Genomic DNA, 20,866 nt, shown 5'->3' with positions numbered 1-20,866 from the left:
GCCGCCGTCCCAAAAAGTGAGACGGCGAGCCCGGGGGTGGACGCGGCGGTCCCGGCGCGGCGATACTGCCGCGCCCAGATCCGCGCCCGGGATCACCAGCCCTGCGGGCCGGGTCCCTGCGGGTAGCCCATCGGCTGCTGCGGCGCGGCGTTCTGCCGCAGGTAGCGCCCGGTCGGCGGGACGGCTGCGAGCACCAGCGTGGCGATCGCGGGCAAGGCCACGATGACCAGTCCGGCGGCCGCGCCGCCGACCACCGCGCCCCCGACGGAGCTGTCCAGGCCCGCCGTGCCGACGGCGGTCATCACCATGCCCAGCGCGTAGGTCAGCACCACCAGCGCACAGCCGACGATCACCATCCACCGGCCGGCCGGCTTCTTCATGAACAGCAGGACGCCGCCGACGAGCAGCAGCACCGCCTCGATCGCGGTGAGGCCGAGGCCGATGTAGGAGTACGCCGGCATGCTGCCGTACTCGCTGAGCACGACGATGCTGGCGACCAGGGAGATCAGCGCCCACAGCGCACCGAGCACGGCCAGCACGCCGGCGGTGATCGCGGTGCCGCCGCTGGGCTTCGGCTGCATGCCCGGGTATCCGGGCGGCCCGGCGGGGTACGGCTGCGCCGGGTAACCCCCGGACTGCGGTTGCTGCGGGTACTGCGGATAGTTCGGCTGCGTCACTGGTACTCCCCATTCACCGGCCGGGTGGCCACTCCATCGGTCGGTCAGCGTAACCGGGTCCGACCGGCTGGTCGGGGGAACCACCGGAACCGTGGTTGACCCAGTGGCTCGTGGCGGGCACCAGCACCAGGCCCAGCGTGACGACCGCGGGCACGAGGGTGAGCATCAGCACCACCCCGGCCATGGCGAGACTGGCGCCTGCCGCGCTTTCGCTGAGCCCGGCGAGCCCGCTGAGGATCACCAGCAGGTAGCTCAGCAGGGCCGCGCAGACCCCGGCGATGACCATCAGCCTGCCGTACGGGCGGCGGCGCAACAGCATGATCGACCCCGGCAGCAGCAACGCGCTGACCACCAGGTTCAACCCCAGACCGACCACCAGCTGGTACCAGCCCGCCTGCGTGGTCATCAGGCCCACCGCGGCCGTGATCAGGCCGAACAGGTGCCACAGGCCGCCGAACAGCGCGAGCACCCCGGCGGCCACCGCGGTCCGCACGGCGTCACCAGCCCTGTTGCGGCGGGTATCCCTGCGGCGGTCCGTAGATCGGCTGGGCCTGCGGTTTGTGGCTCAGGTACCGGAAGGTCGCCGGCAGCACCGCGAAGATCAGCGTGAGCGGCGCCAGCACCATGATCATGAACCGCAGGATGCCCTCGGTCCTGGAGAATTCGAGGACGGCTTCGAAGTAGAGGCCGTACGCCCGGTCCCAGAGCACCGGTTCGAGGAAGACCGCGACGGCCCCGAGCAGGGCGCCGATCAGCAGCAGGATCGCGCCGGCGGTGGCCCGGAAGAAAGTGATCAGCGCGCCGATCAGGGAGAACACCGCGCACCCGGTGAGCAGGCCGTAGAAGGTGAGCACACCACCGGGCAGGTCCCCGATGTCCACGCCGGACGGCAGGTCGATGAACAACTCGCCGAGCGGCAGGTAGCCCGCGGTCCCGGCGAGGACCAGGCCGAGCACGGCGGCGATGATCGCGGTGGCCCCGTTGGGCCGGCGTTGCGCCGCGGGATAGCCCTGCTGTCCGGGGTAACCAGGGCCCGGCTGTGCCTGATATCCGTAGGGATTCGTCACGGGGATCTCCCAGGTGCGTCGCGATTCCTAGGCCGTCACCCTAGCGGTCCCGGCACGAAAAAAGGGTGCCCTCGGCTGTTCGGCCGAGGGCACCCCTTGCTCATCCGGTCACCACTGCTGCGGGGGCTGCTGCCCCGGCGGCGGCGGGAAACCACCGGGCGGCGGGGGCTGCTGCCCCGGCTGCCCGAACGCGGGCGGCTGGTGCTGCCCGGGAGGACCCTGCTGCGGGAAACCGCCGCTGGGCGGACCCTGCTGCGGCTGGCCGAAGCCACCACTCGGCGGACCCTGGGGCGGCTGGCCGAAGCCACCGCTGGGCGGGCCCTGCTGCGGGTAACCACCGGGACCACCGGGCGGCGGGCCGAACCCACCCTGGCCGGGGGGCGGGCCGAAGCCACCGGGACCACCCGGGCCGCCGGGACCGCCGAAGCCGCCACCCTGGCCCTGCTGGCCACCGAAGGCCGAACCGCTCTCCATGCCGATGTAGGGCTGGGTGGCCGGGAAGAACCCGAGCACCCCGGCACCGGCGGCGAGCAGGCCGATGAACAGGTTGAAGATCAGGCTGCCGGCGAAGGTGTACATCGCCGCCACCACGATGGTGAAGACGACCAGCAGGCCACCGGAGCCGAGCAGCACGTACTGCGCGAGCTTCTTGCGCAGGAAGATCAGCACCGCGCCGCCGACCGCACCGGCCAGGCCGAGCAGCAGGACCACCCACATGATGATCACGCCGGCGCCGACGCCGTAGTCGACCCCGATGCCCTGGCACCGCTCCAGCGCGGCACCGGACAGGTGCTCGCACGGGTCGGGCAGCGTGGCCACGTCGATCAGGCTGATCAGGTTGACGATCAGCGACAGCCCGGCCAGCAGCGCGAGCACGCCGGCGATGATCATGGAGATCATCTTGCTGCTGTCGCCACCGCCCTGCGGCGGGCCGCCGAAACCACCCGGGGGCGGGCCGAAGCCACCCTGGCCGGGAGGCGGGCCGTAGCCACCGGGGCCGCCGGGAGGCGGGCCGAAACCGCCGGGCCCACCGGGCGGGGGTCCGCCGAAACCGCCGGGGTGTTGCTGCTGCTGCTGGTGGGACGGGTCGAACCCGCCGGGAGCGCCGAAGCCGCCACCGGGCTGGTGGCCGAAGGCCGCGTTCGGGTTGTCCGCCGCGCTGGGGGGCGGGGCGTACGGGATGGCCGGTGGCGGCTGCGAGCCAGGGGGCACCAGTTGTGTGGAGTCCGCGCCAGGCTCACCGCCACCCTGCACCGGGTTCACCACCTGGGTGGCACCGGCGTCGCCGGGCCTCCCCGGCTGGACCACCTGCGTCGGTTCCGGGGTGTCGCCGAACTGGCCACCGCCGGCCGGCGGCTGGCCCGGCTGCACGACCTGGGTCGGCTCGGCCTGACCGAACGGGTTTTCCTGCTGTGGGTTGGGGCCGCTCGGCGGGCCTTGAGACGGCTGCCCGCCGCCCCAAGGCTGGTCCGGTGGCTGCGGAGCACTCATGTGGGTCTTGAACCCCCTTGACGTGGGCCTGAACTGTTCACTCAACTCGAGCACACGCTATCTGATGGCGGGGTGGAGTGCGCGTAACGCCCCGACCCCGCCACGCGCTGGAACCGGCCTACTTCCCGGCGAGGAAGGCGAGCAGGTCCTGCCTGGTCACGACCCCGGCGGGCTTGCCGTCCACGAGCACCAGCGCGCCGTCGGCGGCGGTGAGCGCGGTCATCGCCGAACCGACCGGCTCCCCGGCGCCCATCGTCGGCAGCGGCGGGGACATGTGCGTCTCCAGCCGGTCGGACAACGCGGCCTTGCCGGTGAACAGCGCCTCGAGCAGATCGCGCTCGTTGACCGCGCCGACCACCTCGGCGGCCATCACCGGCGGCTCCGCGCTGACCACGGGCATCTGGCTCACGCCGAACTCGCGCAGGATGGCCACGGCCTCGCCGACCGTCTCGTTGGGGTGGCTGTGCACCAGGTCGGGCAGCGCACCGTCCTTGCGGCGGAGCACGTCACCGACGGTGGCGCCGGTCGAGTCCGGGGGCAGGAAGCCGTGCGAGGCCATCCACGAGTCGTTGAACACCTTGGCCATGTAGCCGCGGCCGCTGTCGGGCAGCAGCACCACGATCACGTCGTCCTCGGTGCACCGCCCGGCCAGTTCCAGTGCCGCGGCCACGGCCATCCCGCACGAGCCGCCGACCAGCAGGCCCTCTTCGCGGGCGAGGCGGCGGGTGATGTGGAAGGAGTCGGCGTCGGAGACCGGGATGATCTCGTCGGCGACCGAACGGTCGTACGTTTCCGGCCAGAAGTCCTCGCCGACGCCTTCGACCAGGTACGGCCGTCCGGAGCCGCCCGAGTAGACCGAGCCCTCCGGGTCCGCGCCGACGATCTTCACCTTGCCGTCGCTGACCTCCTTGAGGTAGCGCCCGGTGCCGGAGATGGTGCCGCCGGTGCCGACGCCGGTGACGAAGTGGGTGATCCGGCCGTCGGTCTGCCGCCACAGCTCCGGGCCGGTCGAGTGGTAGTGGCTGGCCGGGTTCTCCGGGTTGGCGTACTGGTTGGGCTTCCAGGCGCCCTCGATCTCGCCGACCAGGCGGTCGGAGACGTTGTAGTAGGACTCCGGGTGCTCCGGCGCGACGGCGGTCGGGCAGACCACCACCTCGGCGCCGTAGGCCTTGAGCACGTTGCGCTTGTCCTCGCTGACCTTGTCCGGGCAGACGAACACGCACTTGTAGCCCTTGCGCTGGGCGACCATGGCGAGCCCGACGCCGGTGTTGCCCGAGGTCGGCTCGACGATCGTGCCGCCGGGCTTGAGCTCGCCGGAGCGCTCGGCCGCCTCCACCATGCGCAGCGCGATGCGGTCCTTGACGCTGCCGCCGGGGTTGACGTACTCGACCTTCGCCAGCACCAGCGGCTTGAGCCCCTCGGCCAGCGCGTTGAGCTTCACCAGCGGGGTGTTGCCCACCAGGTCGATGATGTGTTCGGCGTACTGCACTCCCGGCTCCTGTTCTGCGCAAAGGTGCGCCCGGTCGGGGCGCGCCTCCACCCTAACCGGCCCGGGGCTTGCCCTGCGGCGCTGAGCGTGGAGGATGGAGGTGAGCGCCCGCTTAGTTGACTAAAGGAGCCCCACGATGCCCGAAGCCGTGATCGTGTCCACCGCGCGTTCCCCCATCGGGCGCGCCAACAAGGGTTCGCTGGTGAACATGCGGCCGGACGACCTCGCCGTGCAGATGGTGCGCGCCGCGCTGGCCAAGGTGCCGCAGCTCGACCCCACCGCGATCGAGGACCTGATGCTCGGCTGCGGCCTGCCCGGCGGTGAGTCCGGGTTCAACATGGGCCGCGCGGTGGCCGTGGAGCTGGGGTACGACCACCTGCCCGGCTGCACGGTGACCCGCTACTGCTCGTCCAGCCTGCAGACCACCCGGATGGCGCTGCACGCGATCAAGGCCGGTGAAGGGGACGTGTTCATCTCCGCCGGTGTCGAGACCGTCTCGCGCTTCTCCAAGGGCAGCTCGGACTCGTGGCCCGACACGCACAACCCGGTGTTCGCCGAGGCCGAGGCCCGCACGAAGGCGACCGCCGAGCAGGGCGCGGACAGCTGGACCGACCCGCGCGAGAACGGGCAGCTGCCCGACGTCTACATCGCGATGGGCCAGACCGCGGAGAACCTGGCGCGGCTGAAGAACGTCTCGCGCGAGGAGATGGACGAGTTCGGCGTCCGGTCGCAGAACCTGGCCGAGAAGGCGATCGCCGACGGCTTCTGGGCCAAGGACATCACGCCGGTGACCCTGCCCGACGGCACGATCGTCTCGAAGGACGACGGCCCGCGCGCCGGGGTCACGCTGGAGGGTGTCGCCGGGCTGAAGCCGGTGTTCCGCCCGGACGGCCGGATCACCGCGGGCAACTGCTGCGCGCTCAACGACGGTGCCGCGGCGCTGGTGATCATGTCCGACGTCAAGGCGAAGGAACTCGGCATCACGCCGCTGGCGCGCGTGGTGTCGACCGGGGTTTCCGGGCTGTCACCGGAAATCATGGGCTACGGTCCGGTGGAGGCGTCCCGCCGGGCGCTCGAGCGGGCCGGGCTGGCCATCGGCGACATCGACCTGGTGGAGATCAACGAGGCGTTCGCCGCGCAGGTCATCCCGTCCTACCAGGACCTCGGCATCGACATCGAGCGGCTGAACGTCAACGGCGGCGCGATCGCGGTCGGCCACCCGTTCGGCATGACCGGGGCGCGGATCACCTCGACGCTGATCAACTCGCTGCAGCACCACGACAAGCAGTTCGGCCTGGAAACCATGTGCGTCGGCGGGGGCCAGGGCATGGCCCTGGTCCTGGAACGCCTCTCGTAGTCCCCCGCGAATGCTATGAGTGGGGCATTACTAGCAATCAACGCAAGTAATGCCCCACTCATAGCGTTCAGCAGACCGAGTCGGCGGGCTTCGGGATCCCCAGCCCGAACAGCGGCCGCAGCTTCAACCCGATCCAGGTCCCGCCCAACGCGAACAGGCCCCACAGCCAGCCGTGCAGGCTGCCCACGGAGATGCCGCCGAGGTAGGCGCCGATGTTGCAGCCGCCGGCCAGCCGCGCGCCGATGCCCATCAGCACGCCGCCGAGCACCGCGGCCAGCGCGGTCCGCCACGGGATCTGGCTGTGGATCTTCCACGCGCCCGCCGCGGCGGCGGCGATCGCGGCACCGATCATGATGCCCACGTTGGTCAGCGTGGTCTTGTCCGTCCACACCGGACTCGCCAGTGCCTTGGCGTTGCTCGTGCCCTGCCAGAACTCCCACGCCTCCGGGTGCAGCCCGAACAGCTGGAGCAGTTTCGCGCCCCACAGGGCGAAGGCGAAGGTCACGCCCCAGATCCCGCCGGACACCAGGAAAACCGCGCCGGCCAGCACGCCGAGCACCACCGCGCCGACCAGGATCGGCCACGAGCCGCGCAGGATCCTGGCGAAGCCCCGCGCGGTCGGGACCACGTCCACCGGTGGCGGGTTCCGCCGCGCCTGCACCAGTTTCGTCACGTAGACGATCGCGGCCAGCGCGGCGATGGTGATCACCCACGAACCGAACCACCCGACGTGGTCGGACAACAGCACGCCCGGCAGCGAGGGCCAGCCGTCGAACAACGGGAACGCCCAGGTGTAGAGCACCGAACCGGCGATGAACCCGCCGAGGGTCAGCACGATCGCCGACTGCCCGGACCCGACCGCGAACAACGTGCCGGAAGCGCAGGCACCGCCCAGTTGCATGCCGATCGCGAACAACACCGCCCCGGCGAACAACGCGAGCCCGATCGGGCCGCCGGTCGCCTTCGGCACCGAGCCGAACAGGCCGGACCCGGTGGAGACGATCAACGCGATCAACGTGGTCGCGGTGCCCAGCAACAAGGTGTGCGCCCGCAGCCCCTGGCCGTTGCCCACGGCGATCAGCTGACGCCACGCCGAAGTGAAGCCGAAGCGGGAGTGGAACAGGGCCAGCCCCAGGCCGAAGCCGAGGGCCAGCAGTACCCCGTTCTTCGCACCGTAGGAAGCCCAGACGTACCACGTCAGAGCCAGGGCGAGCGCACCGGCGATGGCCAGCGGCACCACGCGCACCGGCTCTTCGGGACGGGGTTCCGGTGCGGCGCAAGAGGTCGGAAAGGTGGAGAACACTTTGGACTCGGTCGTCACGCCCCGAAGGTAGGTGGCCGGTCCGCTCCGTGGCACCTCGTCCCACAGAGTGCGACGAGGTGCCCTTCTCGGGTGGAGCTACGCCTGGACCTGCCGGAAGCACAGCGTGGTGGCCGGCTGCGGGTAGGTGAGCACCTTCTCCGCCTCCGTGCCCTCGCACAGCGCTTCGTCGGCCACGCCCTCGGCGACCTTCAGGAATTCGACCTCGGCGCTCGGGTCGGTGCACGGGACGCGCTTGTAGCCGGTCTCGCCCGCGCTGAAGTTCGCCACGCACTCGCCCTGCTTGACGTTGAGCACCAGGCAGAGCTTGTAGGAACCGCGGCCGCTGACCGTGTACTCGTCGTAGGTGCCGCCCGCCGGGCAGGCACCGCCGCTGCCGTCGAGCTTCGCGCCGATGCGCAGGTTCGCCTCCGGCGCGGCGCAGTCGGCCTTGGTCGGCTCCGTCGTCGAGTTGAACTGGGTGACGTTGAGGCAGTCACCGACGTTGGAGGTGGCGGGCGAGTCGACGAAGTTCAGGATGCCGATGACGCCGGCCACGAGGACCACGAGCACCGGCACGCCGATCTTCAGCAGCAGGCCGAGCGCCTTGTTCTTCTTCGGCGCGGGTGGGGGCGGCGCGCCGAAGCCACCGTCCGGCTGCCCAGGCGCGGGACCGTACGGACCCGGCTGGGCCTGGGGCTGCGACGGCGGAGGGGGGACACTCACGGGTGCCTCACAATGATGAGAAACGGATCGGGACGCGGCGTATCTAACACCGCCACCCCCGCGCGCACCCCGGTTTCAGCGAAACGTGAAGCAAAAAGAAACGGACGGCACCCGGAGTCACCGGATACCGCCCGCTTTGGGGAGGACCCCAGGGCTAGTCGCTCTGCAGGTACGAGAGCAGCCGCAGGATTTCCAGGTACAGCCAGACCAGCGTGGTCATCAGGCCGAAGGCGGCGAACCACGCCCACTTCGACGGCATGCCTTCGCGGATCATCCGGTCTGCCTGGTCGAAGTCGAGCAGGAAGCAGAACGCCGCGATGCCGATCACCACGAGGCTGAAGATGATCGCGATCGGCCCGCCGTCACGCAGCGGGTTGAAGCCGAAGAAGCTGGTCACCAGGTTGACCAGCATGAGGATCCCGGCGCCGACGACGGCCCCGACGATCCACTTGGTCAGCTTGGGGGTGACCTTCACCGCGCCGGTCTTGTAGACGACCAGCATGGTGACGAAGACACCGGCGGTGCCGATGATGGCCTGCAGCGCGATGCCCGGGTAGAGCATCTCGAACACGCCGGAGATGGCACCGAGGAACACACCTTCGGCGGCCGAGTAGGCCAGCGTCAGCGGACCGCTGGGCTTCTGCTTGAAGATGATGACGAGCGAGATCACCAGGCCGACGAGCATGCCGCCGATCAGCGCGCCGAAGACCGGGCCCATCGCGTTGGCCGCGACCTGGCCCTGCGCCCAGATGGCGGTGATGATGCCGGTGATGAGCGCGACGCCGAGGCTCATCCCGGTCTTGATGACGACGTCGTCGACGGTCATGGGCCGGTCGGCGGAGCCGGCCGGGGCCTGCGGCGGGCCGTAACCGGGCACGCCACCCTGCGGCTGGCCGAAGCCCGTGTTCGGCCCGTACTGGGTTCCGCCGCCGCCCACGGGCAGCCGCCGGAACGCGGGGTTGCTGCTGGAACGCACCTGATCCTCCTGGATCTACTGGCACCTTGCATCGGGTATAACGACCGCGCGTGCCGGCCGGTTCCCGTCGGGTAAAGACAACTTTACTCATATCCGGCGAGTGCCGGTGCAGCCCACACTAGGGGCCTTTGATCACGGTTGTCCCCCGGACGCGGTGGCACAATGCCCCGGCGGGCTCCGTGCGGCCGAATTCTGGAGGAGAAATGGCGACCTTCCTGGTGACCGGGGCGACCGGGCTGATCGGCCGCCATTTCACGCGGCTGCTGCTGACCCGCGAGGAGGTCGACGTGGTGACGCTGGTCGTCCGCGAGGCCTCGCGGGACCGGCTGGCCGCGCTCGTCGACGACTGGCCGCATCCCGAACGGGTGAAACTGGTCACCGGCGACCTCACCGAACCGCTGCTCGGCCTGGATGAGCGCACCCGCGAGGAGCTGCGCGGCCAAGTCGACCACGTGATGCACCTGGCCGCCCTGTACGACCTCACCGCCGACGACGAAGAGAGCACCCGCGCCAACGTCGAAGGCACCCAGCAGGTGCTCGCGCTGGCCGCCGACCTGCGCGCGGGCCGGTTGCACCACGTGTCGTCCGTCGCCGTGGCCGGTGACTACGAGGGCGTGTTCACCGAGGAGATGTTCGACGCCGGGCAGCGCCTGCCGACCCCGTACCACCGCACCAAGTTCGAAGCCGAACGCCTGGTCCGCGAGCAGCACGAGGTGCCGTACCGGATCTACCGGCCCGCCGCGGTCGTCGGGCATTCGCGCACCGGCGAGATGGACAAGATCGACGGCCCGTACTACGTCTTCCCGGCGATCTCGCGGCTGACCGCGCTGCCCAGCCTGCCGCTGGTCGGGCCGGACATCGGCGACACCAACCTGGTCCCGGTCGACTACGTGGCCGACGCGCTGGTCGAGCTGAGCCTCAAGCCGGGGCTCGACGGGCAGGTCTTCCACCTGGTCAACCCCGAGCCGCAGCCGGTCACCGACGTCTACAACGCCTTCGCCAAGGCCGCGGGGGCCCCGGTGATCACCACCGAACTGGACGAGCGGCTCTCGCGCGGGGTGCTGAAGCTGGTCCGGTTCAGCGAGAACATCCCCGGCGTGTCCCTCGCGCGCGACGCGGTGCTCGAACGGCTCGGCATCCCGCCGGTGCTGCTGGAGACGATGACCTTCCCGTCGATGTTCGCCTCGGCGAGCACGCGCAAGGCCCTGGCCGGGTCCGGCGTGGAGGTGCCGCGGCTGGAGGACTACGCGCCCGCCCTGTGGCGCTACTGGCGCGAGCACCTCGACCCGTTCCGCGCGCGCAAGCACGGTCCGCGCGGTGAGCTGGACGGCCGTCGCGTGATCATCACCGGCGCGTCATCGGGCATCGGCCGGGCGACCGCGCTGAAGGTCGCCGAGCAGGGCGGGGTGCCGCTGCTGGTCGCCCGGCGGCGGCACGAACTGGAGGAGGTCCGCGACGAGATCATCACCGCGGGCGGGCACGCCTCGGTGTACCCGGCGGACCTGACCGACGAGGAGTCGGTGCACAAGGCGGTCGACGCCATGCTGGCCGAGCACGGCCGCATCGACATGCTGGTGAACAACGCCGGCCGGTCCATCCGCCGCTCGATCAAGCTGTCCTACGACCGCTTCCACGACTACGAGCGCGCGATGGCGATCAACTACTTCGGCGCGGTCCGGCTCATCCTCGCCGTGCTGCCGCACATGTCCGAGCGCAAGTTCGGGCACATCGTGAACGTGTCCTCGATCGGCGTGCAGGGCATCGCGCCGCGGTTTTCCGCCTACGCCGCCTCGAAGGCCGCGCTCGACTACTTCTCGCGCATCGCCGCCACCGAAACACACGGCGACGGGATCACCTTCACCACCATCCACATGCCACTGGTGCGCACGCCGATGATCCGCCCGACGAAGATCTACGACGCCTTCCCGACCAAATCACCCGATCAGGCGGCGGAGATGGTGCTGAAGGCGCTCAAGGACCGCCCGAAGCACATCGGCACGCCGATCGGCCAGGCCATCGGACTGGCCTACACGCTCACCCCCGCGCTCACGGATGCCGTGGCGTACCAGGGTTTCCGCATCTTCCCGGACTCCGCGGCGGCCGGCGGTTCGGGCGGGCTCAAGCTCGGCCGTGGCGAACGTCACCTCTCGAAAGCGGCCACCGCACTGGCCCGATTGACCAAGGGATTCCATTGGTAGGGCAGGTCGAACGCGGGCGCGGTCCCGGACGCGGGTAACGTCGGAGGCATGGCTGGAAGTGCTGGACGGTCCTCCGAACGCGAAACCGGGTTCCTGCCCCTCCGTCGTGAATACGGACAGGCGTGGCACGGGTTCGACCGCAGTCAGGTGCTGCAGTACCTCGACCACGTCGAGGCGCAGGTGCGGCGGATCATGGCCGAGCGCGATTCGGCCGCGGCGCAGGCCAACACCATGGCCAGAGAGCTGGAGAACGCCCGCCGCGAGATCAGCAAGATGCACGCGCGGGTCGAGGAGCTGAAGAAGCCGCCGGAGCGGCTCGAGGACCTCGACGAGCGCATGCAGCGCACGGTCAAGCTCGCCCAGATGCGCGCCGAGGAGATCACCCAGCGCGCGAAGGTGGCCGCCGAGAGCCACTGGACGGCGACCACCGAGGCCGCGGACAAGCTCCGCGAGCGCTACACCAAGCTGCTGGCCGAAGTGGACAAGCAGGCCGACGCCATCCAGCGCGAGCAGCGTGCCGCACTGGACGCCACGCGCGCCGAGGTGCAGCGCCTGACCGTGGACGCCACCCGCCACCGCGAGCGGCTCGACATCGAGGCCGAGCGCAAGCGCCGGTCGCTGGAGATGGAGTTCGACGCCAAGCTCTCGGCCGACCACGCGGCGCTGGACAAGCACGTCGCCGATCAGCGCGCGGCGAGCAAGCAGCAGGCCGAGCGGCGGCTGGCGGAGGCCACCGCCGAAGCCAAGCGGCGGCTCGACGAAGCCACCGCCGAGGCGAAGCGCCTGGTCGACGAGGCAGCGCGGGACGCCGAGCGCCGCACGACCGACGCCACCACCAAGGTGAACAAGCTCTCCGAGCTGCAGCAGCAGGCGCTGGCCCGGCTGCGCGCGGCCGACGAGGTACTCAGCCGCAGCGCCGGTGCGCTCGACCCGATCGAGGACGAGAAGGACGAGTCGGTCACCGCGCCCGCCGACGCGGAGGCGGCCACCTCCAGCTCGGAAAAGACCAAGGAAGTGAAGCCGGCCTCCGCCACGGCGGTTCAGCCGAACGGGAACGGCGTCAAGCAGGCACCGGAGAAGGCGACCGCGTCGTCGTGACCGCGGGGAAGTCCACGTAACCCTCCAGCGCGGAGCCGTAGTGGTGCTTCTCACTCACGTGGACCAGCGGCGCCCCGGTGGCGAACCGCGACGGCAGGTCCGGGTTGCCGATGAACAACCGGCCGAACGCGACCACGTCGACCAGGCCGTCCTCGAGCAGCCGCTCCCCCGCGGCCTGGCTCGACGGCGGCCCCTGGTGCACGTTGCCGATGAGCGGCCCCTGCCAGTGCGGCCGCAGCTCGGGGAACACGCGGTCCTCGGTGGCCACGAGGTGCACGTAGGCCAGCCCGAGCCGGGTGAATTCGTGCAGCAGGTCGCGGTAGACGGCCGGCCAGTTCGCCTCCACCAGGTCGTTCTCCGGGTTCCCCGGTGAGATCCGGTAGCCGACGCGGTCCGCGCCGATCGCCGCCACGACGGCCTCGGTGACCTCCAGCGGGAACCGGATCCGGTCGGCGTAGCGGTCGGTGCGCAGGTTGGTGTTGTCGGCGAGGAAGCCGTGCAGCAGGTAGCCGTTGGCGCCGTGGATCTCGACGCCGTCGAAGCCCGCTTCGATCGCGTTGCGCGCGGCGGTCGCGTAGTCCTCGGCGAGCCGCGGCAGTTCTTCGGTGGTCAGCTCACGCGGTGTGGTGGTCTCGGCCCAGCCGCCCTCGATGTAGATCCGGCCCTGGGCGCGCACGGCCGACGCGGCGACCGTCTGCTCGCCGACCACGGACGGGTGGCTGACGCGCCCGGCGTGCCAGAGCTGGGCGAACACGCGCCCGCCCGCGGCGTGCACGGCGGTGGTCACCGCACGCCAGCCGTCGACTTGTTCGGCGGTCGCGAGCCCGGGGATGCCGGGACCGCTCTTGCCCACCAGGACGGGCCAGATCCCTTCGGTGACGATCAGCCCGGCGCCGGCGCGCTGGGCGTAGTACAGGCTGGTCAGCGGGTGCGGGACACCGGTGGCGTCGTCGGCGCGGCCCCGGGTCATCGGGGCCATCGCGACGCGGTTCGGCAGGGCGAGCGCACCGTCTCGGTAGGGGCGCAGGAGCGGGCTTGCGGTAGGCATGCGGCGAAGCTAAACCCTCACACCGGCGTGAGGGTCAAGCTAATCTCTGTCCATGAGGATCGGTGACCTGTCCCGGCGGACCGGTGTCAGCGTGCGGGCCCTGCGGTACTACGAAGAGGAGCACCTGCTCCGGCCCGGTCGCGACGGCAACGGCTACCGCTGTTTCCAGGAGAGCGACGTCGCCAAGGTCGTGCAGATCCAGCTGTTCTACTCGGCCGGGCTGTGCAGCAGCAAGATCGCGCAGCTGCTGCCGTGCGTCGAAGGCACCGCGGAGTACATCGTGCCGGGGCCGGGGCTGGCGAAGGACCTCGAGGTGGCGCGGCAGCGCATCCGCGGGCAGATCTCCGAACTGGAGACCTCGCTGGGCATCCTCGAACGCGTGCTGGCCGCGTCGAACGGCTCCGCCGACCGCTGCGTCCCGGTGACCAGGGGCCCTCGTGGTGCGGTCGACCTGAACATTGGTTGAGCTACGCTGGCGGCATGGCCGTCGCGCAGGAACTGACCATCGGTGAAATGGTGGAGCGCTGCGGGGTGCCCGCTTCCGCACTGCGGTTCTACGAGCGCGAGGGCCTCATCCGCAGCCGGCGCACCAGCGGGAACCAGCGGCGCTACGGCAGGCACATGCTGCGGCGGGTGGCGTTCATCCGCGCTTCGCAGAGCGTCGGCATCCCGCTGGCGGTGATCCGGGAGGTCCTGGACTTCCTGCCCGCGGATTCGCCGCCGACCAAGGAATTCTGGGAGCGGGCGTCGGAGTGCTGGCGCAAGGAGCTGAACAGCCGGATCGAGAAGATGGAGCGGATGCGCGACCGCTTCACCGACTGCATCGGCTGCGGCTGCCTGTCGTTCGACCAGTGCCAGCTGATCAACCCGGAAGACCGCCTGGCCGCCCACGGCCCAGGCCCGCGACGCCTGCTACACCCCTGAGTCCACTTCAGACACTGCTTTTGCTCAGCCCACCACGAGACGGTTTTCGGTGCAGCGCTTGAACAAGTAGTAGCCGACGGTCTGCCCCTTGATCGCCACGTTCTGCCCGGACGACAGGAACTTGTCGCGACTTTCCTGGCCCTGCTCGACGAAGACGAACGAGCCGTTCACCAGGTCCCAGCCCTCCGCGCAGACGGAATTCAGCACTTCGGCCGGGTCAGTGGTCTTCCGCGTGGTCGTGCCGCCCACCATCGCGATGATGATCGCCTGCTGGTTCATCACGTCGATCGAGTACTGGAAGACGTGGTCACCACGCTCGAAGGCCGTCCGCGCCCGCCCGGTCGGTGACGCCTCGAACGCCTTGCGCTCCCGTTCTTCGCGCGCGAGCCGTTTGCGCTCTTCTGCCTCGGCGTACTCGCGCTCCTGCTCAGCAGCCATGGCAGCGAGTTCTTCCGGCGTCTTCTTCTTGATCAGCGGCATGCGCTCTCCCTGGTGGTCTCGTCCTCAAGTCGGTCACCACCAGGAGCCCGTTACCGTCCGCAGTCGCCGGTGATCGAACCGAGACACCAGCCGTTTGGCCGCCTTTACAGCTTCACCTCACCGTGGTTCGCTCGTTTGGGAGCGCTCCCAACGAAGGGACAGCCAATGCGGAAACTCGCCGGAGCCCTAGCGATCGTCTGCGCCGCCGCGACCACCGCGGTGGTCGTCGCGCCTGCGCGCGGAGCCGAATGCGCCGCCACCGTCTGCGAGGATTTCGAGGCGATGACCACGCCCGGCGGCCGCTGGACGGTCGGCGCGCCCAACTGCCAGGGCACCGGCACGGTCACCATCGACACCACGGTCGCCCACACCGGCACCCGGTCCGCGAAGGTCACCGGCGGCGGCAACTACTGCAACCACATCTTCCTCGGCACCAGCCTCGCCGACGTCACCACCGGCAGCGTGCTCTACGGCCGCTTCCACGTCCGCCACGCCACTCCCCTGCCCCAGGCGCACGTCACCTTCATGGCCATGCGCGACACCGCCGACAACAACCGCGACCTGCGCGCCGGCGGGCAAAACCAAGTCCTGCAGTGGAATCGCGAGTCCGACGACGCGACGCTGCCCGCGCAGAGCCCGGCGGGAGTGGCGCAGAGCGCGCCACTCCCGGTGAACACCTGGTCCTGCTTCGAATTCCAGCTCGACCACGGCACGCTGCGCACCTGGCTCGACTCCACCGAGGTGCCCGGCCTGGTCGTCGACGGCACGCCGACACCGGACATCGACCAGCAGTGGCTGAACCGCGCCTGGCAACCGGCGGTCACCGATCTGCGGCTCGGCTGGGAGGGTTACGGCAACGACGCCGACACGTTCTGGTTCGACGACATCGCCCTCGGCACCACCCGGATCGGCTGCTGAGGGGTCCTCACCGGGTCACCGCCAGCGCGGGTACGGGGCCGGGCACGCGCCGGCGGACACCGAAGGCGGTCACCAGTGCCGCGAGCACGGTCGCGACCAGCGGCACCAGCAACGCGGCGCGGAAGGCGTCGAGCGGGTTGGCGTCGTCGAGGAAGGCGACGTTCACCGCGGTGACCACCGACAGTCCCAGTGCCGCGCCGAACTGGAAGGCCGTGTTGAACAGCCCGCCCGCCAAGCCCTGCTCGTCCGCCGCGACGCCTTCGGTGGCGGCGATGGTGAACGGGCCATAGGTGAGCGAGAACGCCATGCCGAGCAGCAGCATCGTCGGGAACATTGCCGCATAAGCCCAATCCAGGCCGATCGGCAGGAACAACGCGTACGCCACCGCCGCGAGCAGCAGGCCGCCGAAGACCACCCGTGTGTTGCCGAACCGGTTGACCAGCCGCGGCGTGACTGTCGGTGCTAGCACCGCGTCGACCCCGATCGCTAGCATTGCTAGCCCCGTCTCGACCGTGGACCAGCCGCGCAGTTCCTGCAGGTAGAGCGTCACGAGGAACTGGAAGCCGAAGAACGACCCGGCGAAGAGCGCCGCTCCGATGTTCGTCCGCAGCAGTGTGCCCGACCGGAAGATGCCCAGTCGCACCAGTGGTGCCGGGGACCGCCGCTCGATCACCACGAACGCGGCCAGCGACGCGAATCCGGCGGCGAACGCCGCGACCGTCCAGCCCCAGCCGTCAGCCGGGTGCTCGAGCCGCACCACGCCGTAGACCAGTAGGAGCATCGAGCTGGTGATCGCGACCGCGCCGGCGAGGTCGGTGCGCTGGCCGGTCCGATCCGGGCGACCAGTGTCCTTGATCAACAGGATCGCGGCGACCAGCAGGATCGCCGCCAGGATCACCGGCGCGAAGAACACCCAGCGCCAGTCGATCGCGGTGAGCAGGCCGCCGATGACCAGGCCGAGCGAGAAGCCGCCTGCCGCGGTGCCCGCGTAGACCAGCAGCGCCCGGTTGCGCGCCGGTCCCTCGTCGAAGCTGGTGGTGATGATCGACATCCCGGCGGGCGTCATGAACGCGGCGGCGACACCGGTGGCGAAGCGCGCCAGCAGGAGCATCCAGCCTTCGGTGGCGAGCCCGCCGAGGCCGGAGAAGAGCAGGAAGACCACGAGCCACGCGAGGAACATCCGGCGACGGCCGAACATGTCGGCGGCGCGCCCGCCGAGCAGCATGAACCCGGCGTAACCGAGGACGTAGGCGCTCACCACGCCGCTCAGCATCGCGGTGGACAGCCCGAGGTCGGCGCGGATGGACGGGAGGGCGACGTTCAGCATGGCGATGTCGATCCCCTCCAGGAAGATCGACCCGCAGAGGACGAAGAGGACGCCCCAGGCGCGTCCGGTGAGCCGTTCGGGTGGCGAGAGCTGCGGTGCGGACACGGTTCGGCTCCTTCGGCAGCCTCGGTTACCCCGAGGCCGGTCAGTTCCTTCTTGTAACCATTGGCATCCTGCGGCATCATCGGCAACCGTGGAAGAAGGCACTTTCAACTCACCGAGTTACTCCTGCCGCACCGAGGACGATTACGGCGTGCTGCAGTGGCACGTGCGGGAGGACTGCGAGGTGCGGCAGATCCTGGACCGGATCGCGGACAAGTGGTCACTGCTGGTGATCTCACTCCTGGATCGGCAGACACTGCGCTTCACCGAGCTGCGGCACGAGATCGAAGGCATCTCGCAGCGGATGCTCACGACCACGCTGCGTCACCTGGAGCGGGATGGCCTGGTGCACCGAACCGTGCACCCGGTGGTCCCGCCGCGCGTCGACTACGCCCTCACCCCCCTCGGCGCGACGCTGCACACCACGATCCAGGCGCTGGTCACGTGGACGGAGGACCACCAGAAGGAAATCGCGGCCGCCCGCTCGGCCTACGACGCCGCCCAGGCCGAAGCCGCCGCACGCCAGTAACCCTCTGCTCGGCCCACACTCACGCCGGAACGCGGGACTCGCCGCCGCCAGCACCCACCTACCCGAGCATGGAACTCAACTGCGGCAACGTGGAACTCACTTGCCCGAACGCGGCACTCAGCTGCCCGAACGTGGAAGTCGGTTGCCGGAACGTAGAACTCGCCCGCCCGAACGCAGAACTCGGCTGCCCGAACGTAGAACTCGCCTACGCCTGCGCGGGACTCGGTTGCCGAGCGTGGGACTCAGCTGCCGGAACGCGGAACTCGCCTGCCTGAGCGCGGGACTCGGCTGCCAGAACGCAGAACTCGGCAGCCTCGAGTGTGGGACTCAGCTGCCGGAACGCAGAACTTGCCTGCGCCAGAGAGGGACTCGGCTGCCCAAGCGTAGAAGTCGGCCGCCCGAGCCTCGGGCTTGGCTGCCGGAACTCGGGACGCACCGGAACCAGGGCGGCACCCGCCCGCCCGAGTGCAGAAGTCGGCTGCGGCAACGTGGGACTCGGCTGCACCAGCGTGGAACTCGGCTACCCGAGTGCGGACCTCAGCTGCACGAACGTGGAGCTCGGCTGCACGAGCGTGGAAGTCAGCTGCCCCAGTGTGGGACTCGCCCGGCAAGACGTGGGGCTCGCCGAAGCCAGGGCGGCACCCACCCGCCCGAGTGTCGAACTCGGCTGCCGGAACGTAGAACTCGGCTGCACCAGCGTGGAAGTCGGCTGCACGAGTGTGGGACTCGCCCGGCGGCCGTGGGCTCGCCGGAACCAGGGCGGCACTCGCCCGCCCGAGTGCGGAACTCGGCTGCGGCAACGTGGGACTCGAGTGCACGAGTGCGGAACTCAGCTGCGGGAACGTGGCACTCGCCTGCGGGAACGTGGAACTCGGCTGCATGAACGTGGAGTTCGGCTGCGCGAGTGTGGAACTCGGCTTTCTGGGCGTGGGGTTTGGGTGGCGGGGGATGGTGGTGGTGGGTGAGGCTGCGTGTGCGGGTGTGGGATTGGTGGGTGGATTGGGGCGGGAGGGGAGGGGGAAGTTATCTGCGGGATAGGTGGGCGGGTGTGGGAGTGGGGTAATTATCTGCGGGTTAGCAGGGGAGGGGAAATTGTCGGGAGATTAGGAGGGGTGAGGGTCAGAGAAAGGAAAGGGCGTTGCTCGCGTGGGGAAGCGAGCAACGCCCTGGGGGAATGTCAGGCGCCGGTGCAGACGGCGACGGCGAAGGGGCCGGAAGCGGTGTTCGTGGCGACGACGGCGCCGTCGACGGTGATCTTGCACGTGACCTCACCACCGGTTTCGTCCGCCATGACGGTGAGCATGCCGCCCTTGACCACGCCCTTGTTCTCCACCTGCTTCGTCCACGGCAGCGTGCTGACCGTCTCCGAAATCGGGTTCAGCGCCTCGCCGTAGGTCACCTCGACACCGGTCGCGTCCCCGGTCACGTCGTAGGTCACCGCGGCGGTGCGGTTGTACTCGTCCTGCACCTCGTTGACCGCCTGGTTGAAGATGAACACCCAGGCGACGCACACGCCGAGCCCGACCACCGAGGCCACGATGCCCACAATGGACAGCACCTTGTTGGTGGCCACGCCCTTGTTGGCCCGCACCACCCCGAAGATCGAGAAGATCAGGCCGAGGATCACCAGCGGCCAGGCGATCACGCCGATGAACGGGATCGGCGAGAAGACCAGCCCCACCAGGCCGAGCACGAAGCCGGTGATGCCGATGCCGTTGCGGGGCGGCTGCTGCTGCGGCGGCGCCTGGTAGGGCATGGCCGGCGGGTAGGGGGTTTGCTGGGTCACGAGAGAATTTCCTTTCCGAATGAACTGGCGAACCGCATGCAATCACCCGGAGGCACTTCCCCGCGTCGTCCGATAGCCTTTCGGCACTACGACGAAAGTCGTCACTTCCCCATTCCGCGGGAGCCGTTTCGCCGATGAGCCGGGTGCTCCCCCTGCGTACGCTTTGTGCCATGGCCCGGCGTGTACTTGGCGTGCTGATCACCGTGCTCGCGGTGACCGCTTGCGTGATCAGCAGCATTTTCGTTTTCGCGTCCACCGGTTATCTGCCCGAGGCCGACACCTTCGTGCCGAACGCGTGGTCGACGCTGAGCTTCCTGGCGGCGATCGGCGCGGCCGTCATGCTCTGCTGGCGCCACCAGTGGCCGCTGGTGATCACCGGGATCACGCTCGTGCCGTCGCTCCTGCTCGGCGCGGACGCGCTCGCCGCACTGGTCGCGCTTGCCGCGCTCGCCGCGAACCGCCGGGACCACTGGCTTTGGACCGGCGCCGGCGCCGTCTACGCCGCCACCGCGCTGGCGGTGCTCAGGGACGCGAACCGACACGAGGAGGTGTCGATCGCCGGCGCGATCGTCGGCACGCGGTACGGCTTCGCCCAGATCATCGACGTGCTGCTGCTGACCGCGCTCATGATCGCGATCCCGCTCACCGTCGGCATCGTGCGCGGGGTGCGCGGCGACCTCGCCCGCCGCGAAGCCCAGGAGCAGGAACTGCGCGCGGAGATGACGCGCCGTGCCGAACGCACGCGCATCGCCCGCGAGATGCACGACGTGCTCGGGCACCGGCTTTCCCTGCTGTCACTGCAAGCCGGCGCGCTGGAAGTCACGCACGACCCGGAGTCGTCGACCGTCGCGGCGCGCACGGTCCGCACCACCGCTCGACAGTCCCTTGAGGACTTGCGTCAGGTGATCGGCGTGCTGCGTGACGGTCAGGATTTCGCCGACCGGGAAACAGGTTCGCAGTCGCCCGAACGTCCACAACCGACACTGACCGACCTGCCGGAGCTGATCGCCGGCGCCCGGCAGTCCGGACTTCCGGTGAACGCCACGATCATGCTCGACCAGGCGACCGCCGCACCCCTGCAACTGGGCACCGCGGCGTACCGGATCGCCCAGGAGGCGCTGACCAACGTCCTGAGGCACGCGCCGGGATCCACAGCGGAGGTGACCGTGCGTGGCGGACCCGGTGCCGGCCTGTCGATCGAGGTGGTGAACCCGTTGCCCGCCACCGCGCCGGAACCGTCGCCGGGCTCGGGAACCGGGCTGACCGGGGTCAGCGAACGGGTCTCGCTGCTCGGCGGGAACGTCAGCGCGGGACCGACCGACGAGCGCGTCTTCGCCCTCCGGGCGTGGCTGCCGTGGGAGCCGCACTAGCAT

Annotated in this window: 20 protein-coding genes; 8 read left to right on the top strand and 12 right to left on the bottom strand. The window is 70.0% G+C overall.

The annotated features are described in order from the left end of the window. Window positions 1-92: 92 nt before the first annotated feature. The 5 genes from L3Q67_RS15940 to L3Q67_RS15920 all read right to left on the bottom strand — a co-directional run bounded on the left by L3Q67_RS15940 (window position 93) and on the right by L3Q67_RS15920 (window position 4,724). Window positions 93-677 carry a hypothetical protein gene (locus L3Q67_RS15940; protein WP_499190238.1) on the bottom strand — a complete coding sequence of 195 codons (585 nt, stop codon included), beginning with the start codon at window positions 675-677 and terminating at the stop codon, window positions 93-95. Window positions 678-690: 13 nt separating this feature from the next. After that, complete coding sequence (locus L3Q67_RS15935) at window positions 691-1,170, bottom strand: hypothetical protein (protein WP_499190237.1); 480 nt, start codon at window positions 1,168-1,170, stop codon at window positions 691-693. 4 nt (window positions 1,171-1,174) lie between these two features. Then, window positions 1,175-1,744 (bottom strand): hypothetical protein, encoded by a 570-nt coding sequence (locus tag L3Q67_RS15930; RefSeq protein ID WP_499190236.1) that lies wholly within the window; start codon window positions 1,742-1,744, stop codon window positions 1,175-1,177. Window positions 1,745-1,852: 108 nt separating this feature from the next. Beyond that, the gene (locus L3Q67_RS15925; RefSeq protein ID WP_499190235.1) at window positions 1,853-3,235 is read right to left on the bottom strand and encodes an FUSC family protein; all 1,383 of its coding nucleotides are present in this window, start codon (window positions 3,233-3,235) and stop codon (window positions 1,853-1,855) included. Between the two features lie 118 nt (window positions 3,236-3,353). Next, window positions 3,354-4,724 carry a cystathionine beta-synthase gene (locus L3Q67_RS15920; protein ID WP_499190234.1) on the bottom strand — a complete coding sequence of 457 codons (1,371 nt, stop codon included), beginning with the start codon at window positions 4,722-4,724 and terminating at the stop codon, window positions 3,354-3,356. A 136-nt stretch (window positions 4,725-4,860) separates the two neighbouring features. Here L3Q67_RS15920 and L3Q67_RS15915 point away from each other — a divergent pair, with 136 nt between their 5' ends. After that, window positions 4,861-6,081: an acetyl-CoA C-acetyltransferase gene (locus L3Q67_RS15915; protein ID WP_499190233.1), complete on the top strand. Its 1,221-nt coding sequence runs from the start codon at window positions 4,861-4,863 to the stop codon at window positions 6,079-6,081. 67 nt (window positions 6,082-6,148) lie between these two features. On the opposite strand, the gene L3Q67_RS15910 is transcribed toward L3Q67_RS15915, so the two are convergent. From L3Q67_RS15910 to L3Q67_RS15900, 3 genes are all read right to left on the bottom strand, one after another. Next, window positions 6,149-7,402 carry a YeeE/YedE family protein gene (locus tag L3Q67_RS15910; RefSeq protein ID WP_499190232.1) on the bottom strand — a complete coding sequence of 418 codons (1,254 nt, stop codon included), beginning with the start codon at window positions 7,400-7,402 and terminating at the stop codon, window positions 6,149-6,151. A gap of 78 nt (window positions 7,403-7,480) precedes the next feature. Next, complete coding sequence (locus L3Q67_RS15905; RefSeq protein ID WP_499190231.1) at window positions 7,481-8,107, bottom strand: LppU/SCO3897 family protein; 627 nt, start codon at window positions 8,105-8,107, stop codon at window positions 7,481-7,483. 154 nt (window positions 8,108-8,261) lie between these two features. After that, window positions 8,262-9,083: a Bax inhibitor-1/YccA family protein gene (locus L3Q67_RS15900; RefSeq protein ID WP_499190230.1), complete on the bottom strand. Its 822-nt coding sequence runs from the start codon at window positions 9,081-9,083 to the stop codon at window positions 8,262-8,264. Between the two features lie 203 nt (window positions 9,084-9,286). Between L3Q67_RS15900 and L3Q67_RS15895 the strand changes: the two genes are divergently transcribed. Together L3Q67_RS15895 and L3Q67_RS15890 are read left to right on the top strand one after the other, a co-directional pair. Then, window positions 9,287-11,281: an SDR family oxidoreductase gene (locus L3Q67_RS15895; RefSeq protein ID WP_499190229.1), complete on the top strand. Its 1,995-nt coding sequence runs from the start codon at window positions 9,287-9,289 to the stop codon at window positions 11,279-11,281. A 48-nt stretch (window positions 11,282-11,329) separates the two neighbouring features. After that, a complete protein-coding gene (locus L3Q67_RS15890; protein ID WP_499190228.1) occupies window positions 11,330-12,379 on the top strand; it encodes a coiled-coil domain-containing protein in 1,050 nt (349 codons plus the stop codon). On the opposite strand, the gene L3Q67_RS15885 is transcribed toward L3Q67_RS15890, so the two are convergent. Next, window positions 12,342-13,427: an alkene reductase gene (locus L3Q67_RS15885; RefSeq protein WP_499190227.1), complete on the bottom strand. Its 1,086-nt coding sequence runs from the start codon at window positions 13,425-13,427 to the stop codon at window positions 12,342-12,344. The two genes, L3Q67_RS15890 and L3Q67_RS15885, sit on opposite strands and share 38 nt — an antisense overlap. Before the next feature lie 52 nt (window positions 13,428-13,479). On the opposite strand from L3Q67_RS15885, the gene L3Q67_RS15880 reads away from it, so the two are divergent. Together L3Q67_RS15880 and soxR are read left to right on the top strand one after the other, a co-directional pair. After that, window positions 13,480-13,893: a MerR family transcriptional regulator gene (locus L3Q67_RS15880; protein ID WP_209662428.1), complete on the top strand. Its 414-nt coding sequence runs from the start codon at window positions 13,480-13,482 to the stop codon at window positions 13,891-13,893. Window positions 13,894-13,907: 14 nt separating this feature from the next. Beyond that, window positions 13,908-14,351 carry a redox-sensitive transcriptional activator SoxR gene (gene soxR / locus L3Q67_RS15875; protein ID WP_499190226.1) on the top strand — a complete coding sequence of 148 codons (444 nt, stop codon included), beginning with the start codon at window positions 13,908-13,910 and terminating at the stop codon, window positions 14,349-14,351. A 24-nt stretch (window positions 14,352-14,375) separates the two neighbouring features. Here soxR and L3Q67_RS15870 read toward each other — a convergent pair whose 3' ends face one another. Beyond that, on the bottom strand, window positions 14,376-14,831 hold the full coding sequence (locus L3Q67_RS15870) for a hypothetical protein (protein WP_499190225.1): 456 nt from the start codon (window positions 14,829-14,831) through the stop codon (window positions 14,376-14,378). Between the two features lie 165 nt (window positions 14,832-14,996). Between L3Q67_RS15870 and L3Q67_RS15865 the strand changes: the two genes are divergently transcribed. Then, window positions 14,997-15,749 carry a hypothetical protein gene (locus tag L3Q67_RS15865; RefSeq protein ID WP_499190224.1) on the top strand — a complete coding sequence of 251 codons (753 nt, stop codon included), beginning with the start codon at window positions 14,997-14,999 and terminating at the stop codon, window positions 15,747-15,749. A gap of 7 nt (window positions 15,750-15,756) precedes the next feature. On the opposite strand, the gene L3Q67_RS15860 is transcribed toward L3Q67_RS15865, so the two are convergent. Next, window positions 15,757-17,181 (bottom strand): MFS transporter, encoded by a 1,425-nt coding sequence (locus L3Q67_RS15860; protein ID WP_499190223.1) that lies wholly within the window; start codon window positions 17,179-17,181, stop codon window positions 15,757-15,759. Window positions 17,182-17,269: 88 nt separating this feature from the next. Between L3Q67_RS15860 and L3Q67_RS15855 the strand changes: the two genes are divergently transcribed. Beyond that, complete coding sequence (locus L3Q67_RS15855; RefSeq protein WP_499190222.1) at window positions 17,270-17,707, top strand: winged helix-turn-helix transcriptional regulator; 438 nt, start codon at window positions 17,270-17,272, stop codon at window positions 17,705-17,707. A 1,177-nt stretch (window positions 17,708-18,884) separates the two neighbouring features. Here L3Q67_RS15855 and L3Q67_RS15850 read toward each other — a convergent pair. Further along, a complete protein-coding gene (locus L3Q67_RS15850; protein ID WP_499190221.1) occupies window positions 18,885-19,493 on the bottom strand; it encodes an MmpS family transport accessory protein in 609 nt (202 codons plus the stop codon). 170 nt (window positions 19,494-19,663) lie between these two features. Between L3Q67_RS15850 and L3Q67_RS15845 the strand changes: the two genes are divergently transcribed. Next, a complete protein-coding gene (locus tag L3Q67_RS15845; protein WP_499190220.1) occupies window positions 19,664-20,863 on the top strand; it encodes a sensor histidine kinase in 1,200 nt (399 codons plus the stop codon). The last annotated feature ends 3 nt before the right edge of the window (window positions 20,864-20,866 follow it).

Origin of the sequence: Saccharothrix sp. AJ9571 (assembly GCF_021725495.1) — a bacterium.
GTDB classification, from domain to species: Bacteria; Actinomycetota; Actinomycetes; order Mycobacteriales; family Pseudonocardiaceae; genus Amycolatopsis; species Amycolatopsis magusensis.
This window is presented reverse-complemented; position numbering and strand designations above follow the sequence as displayed.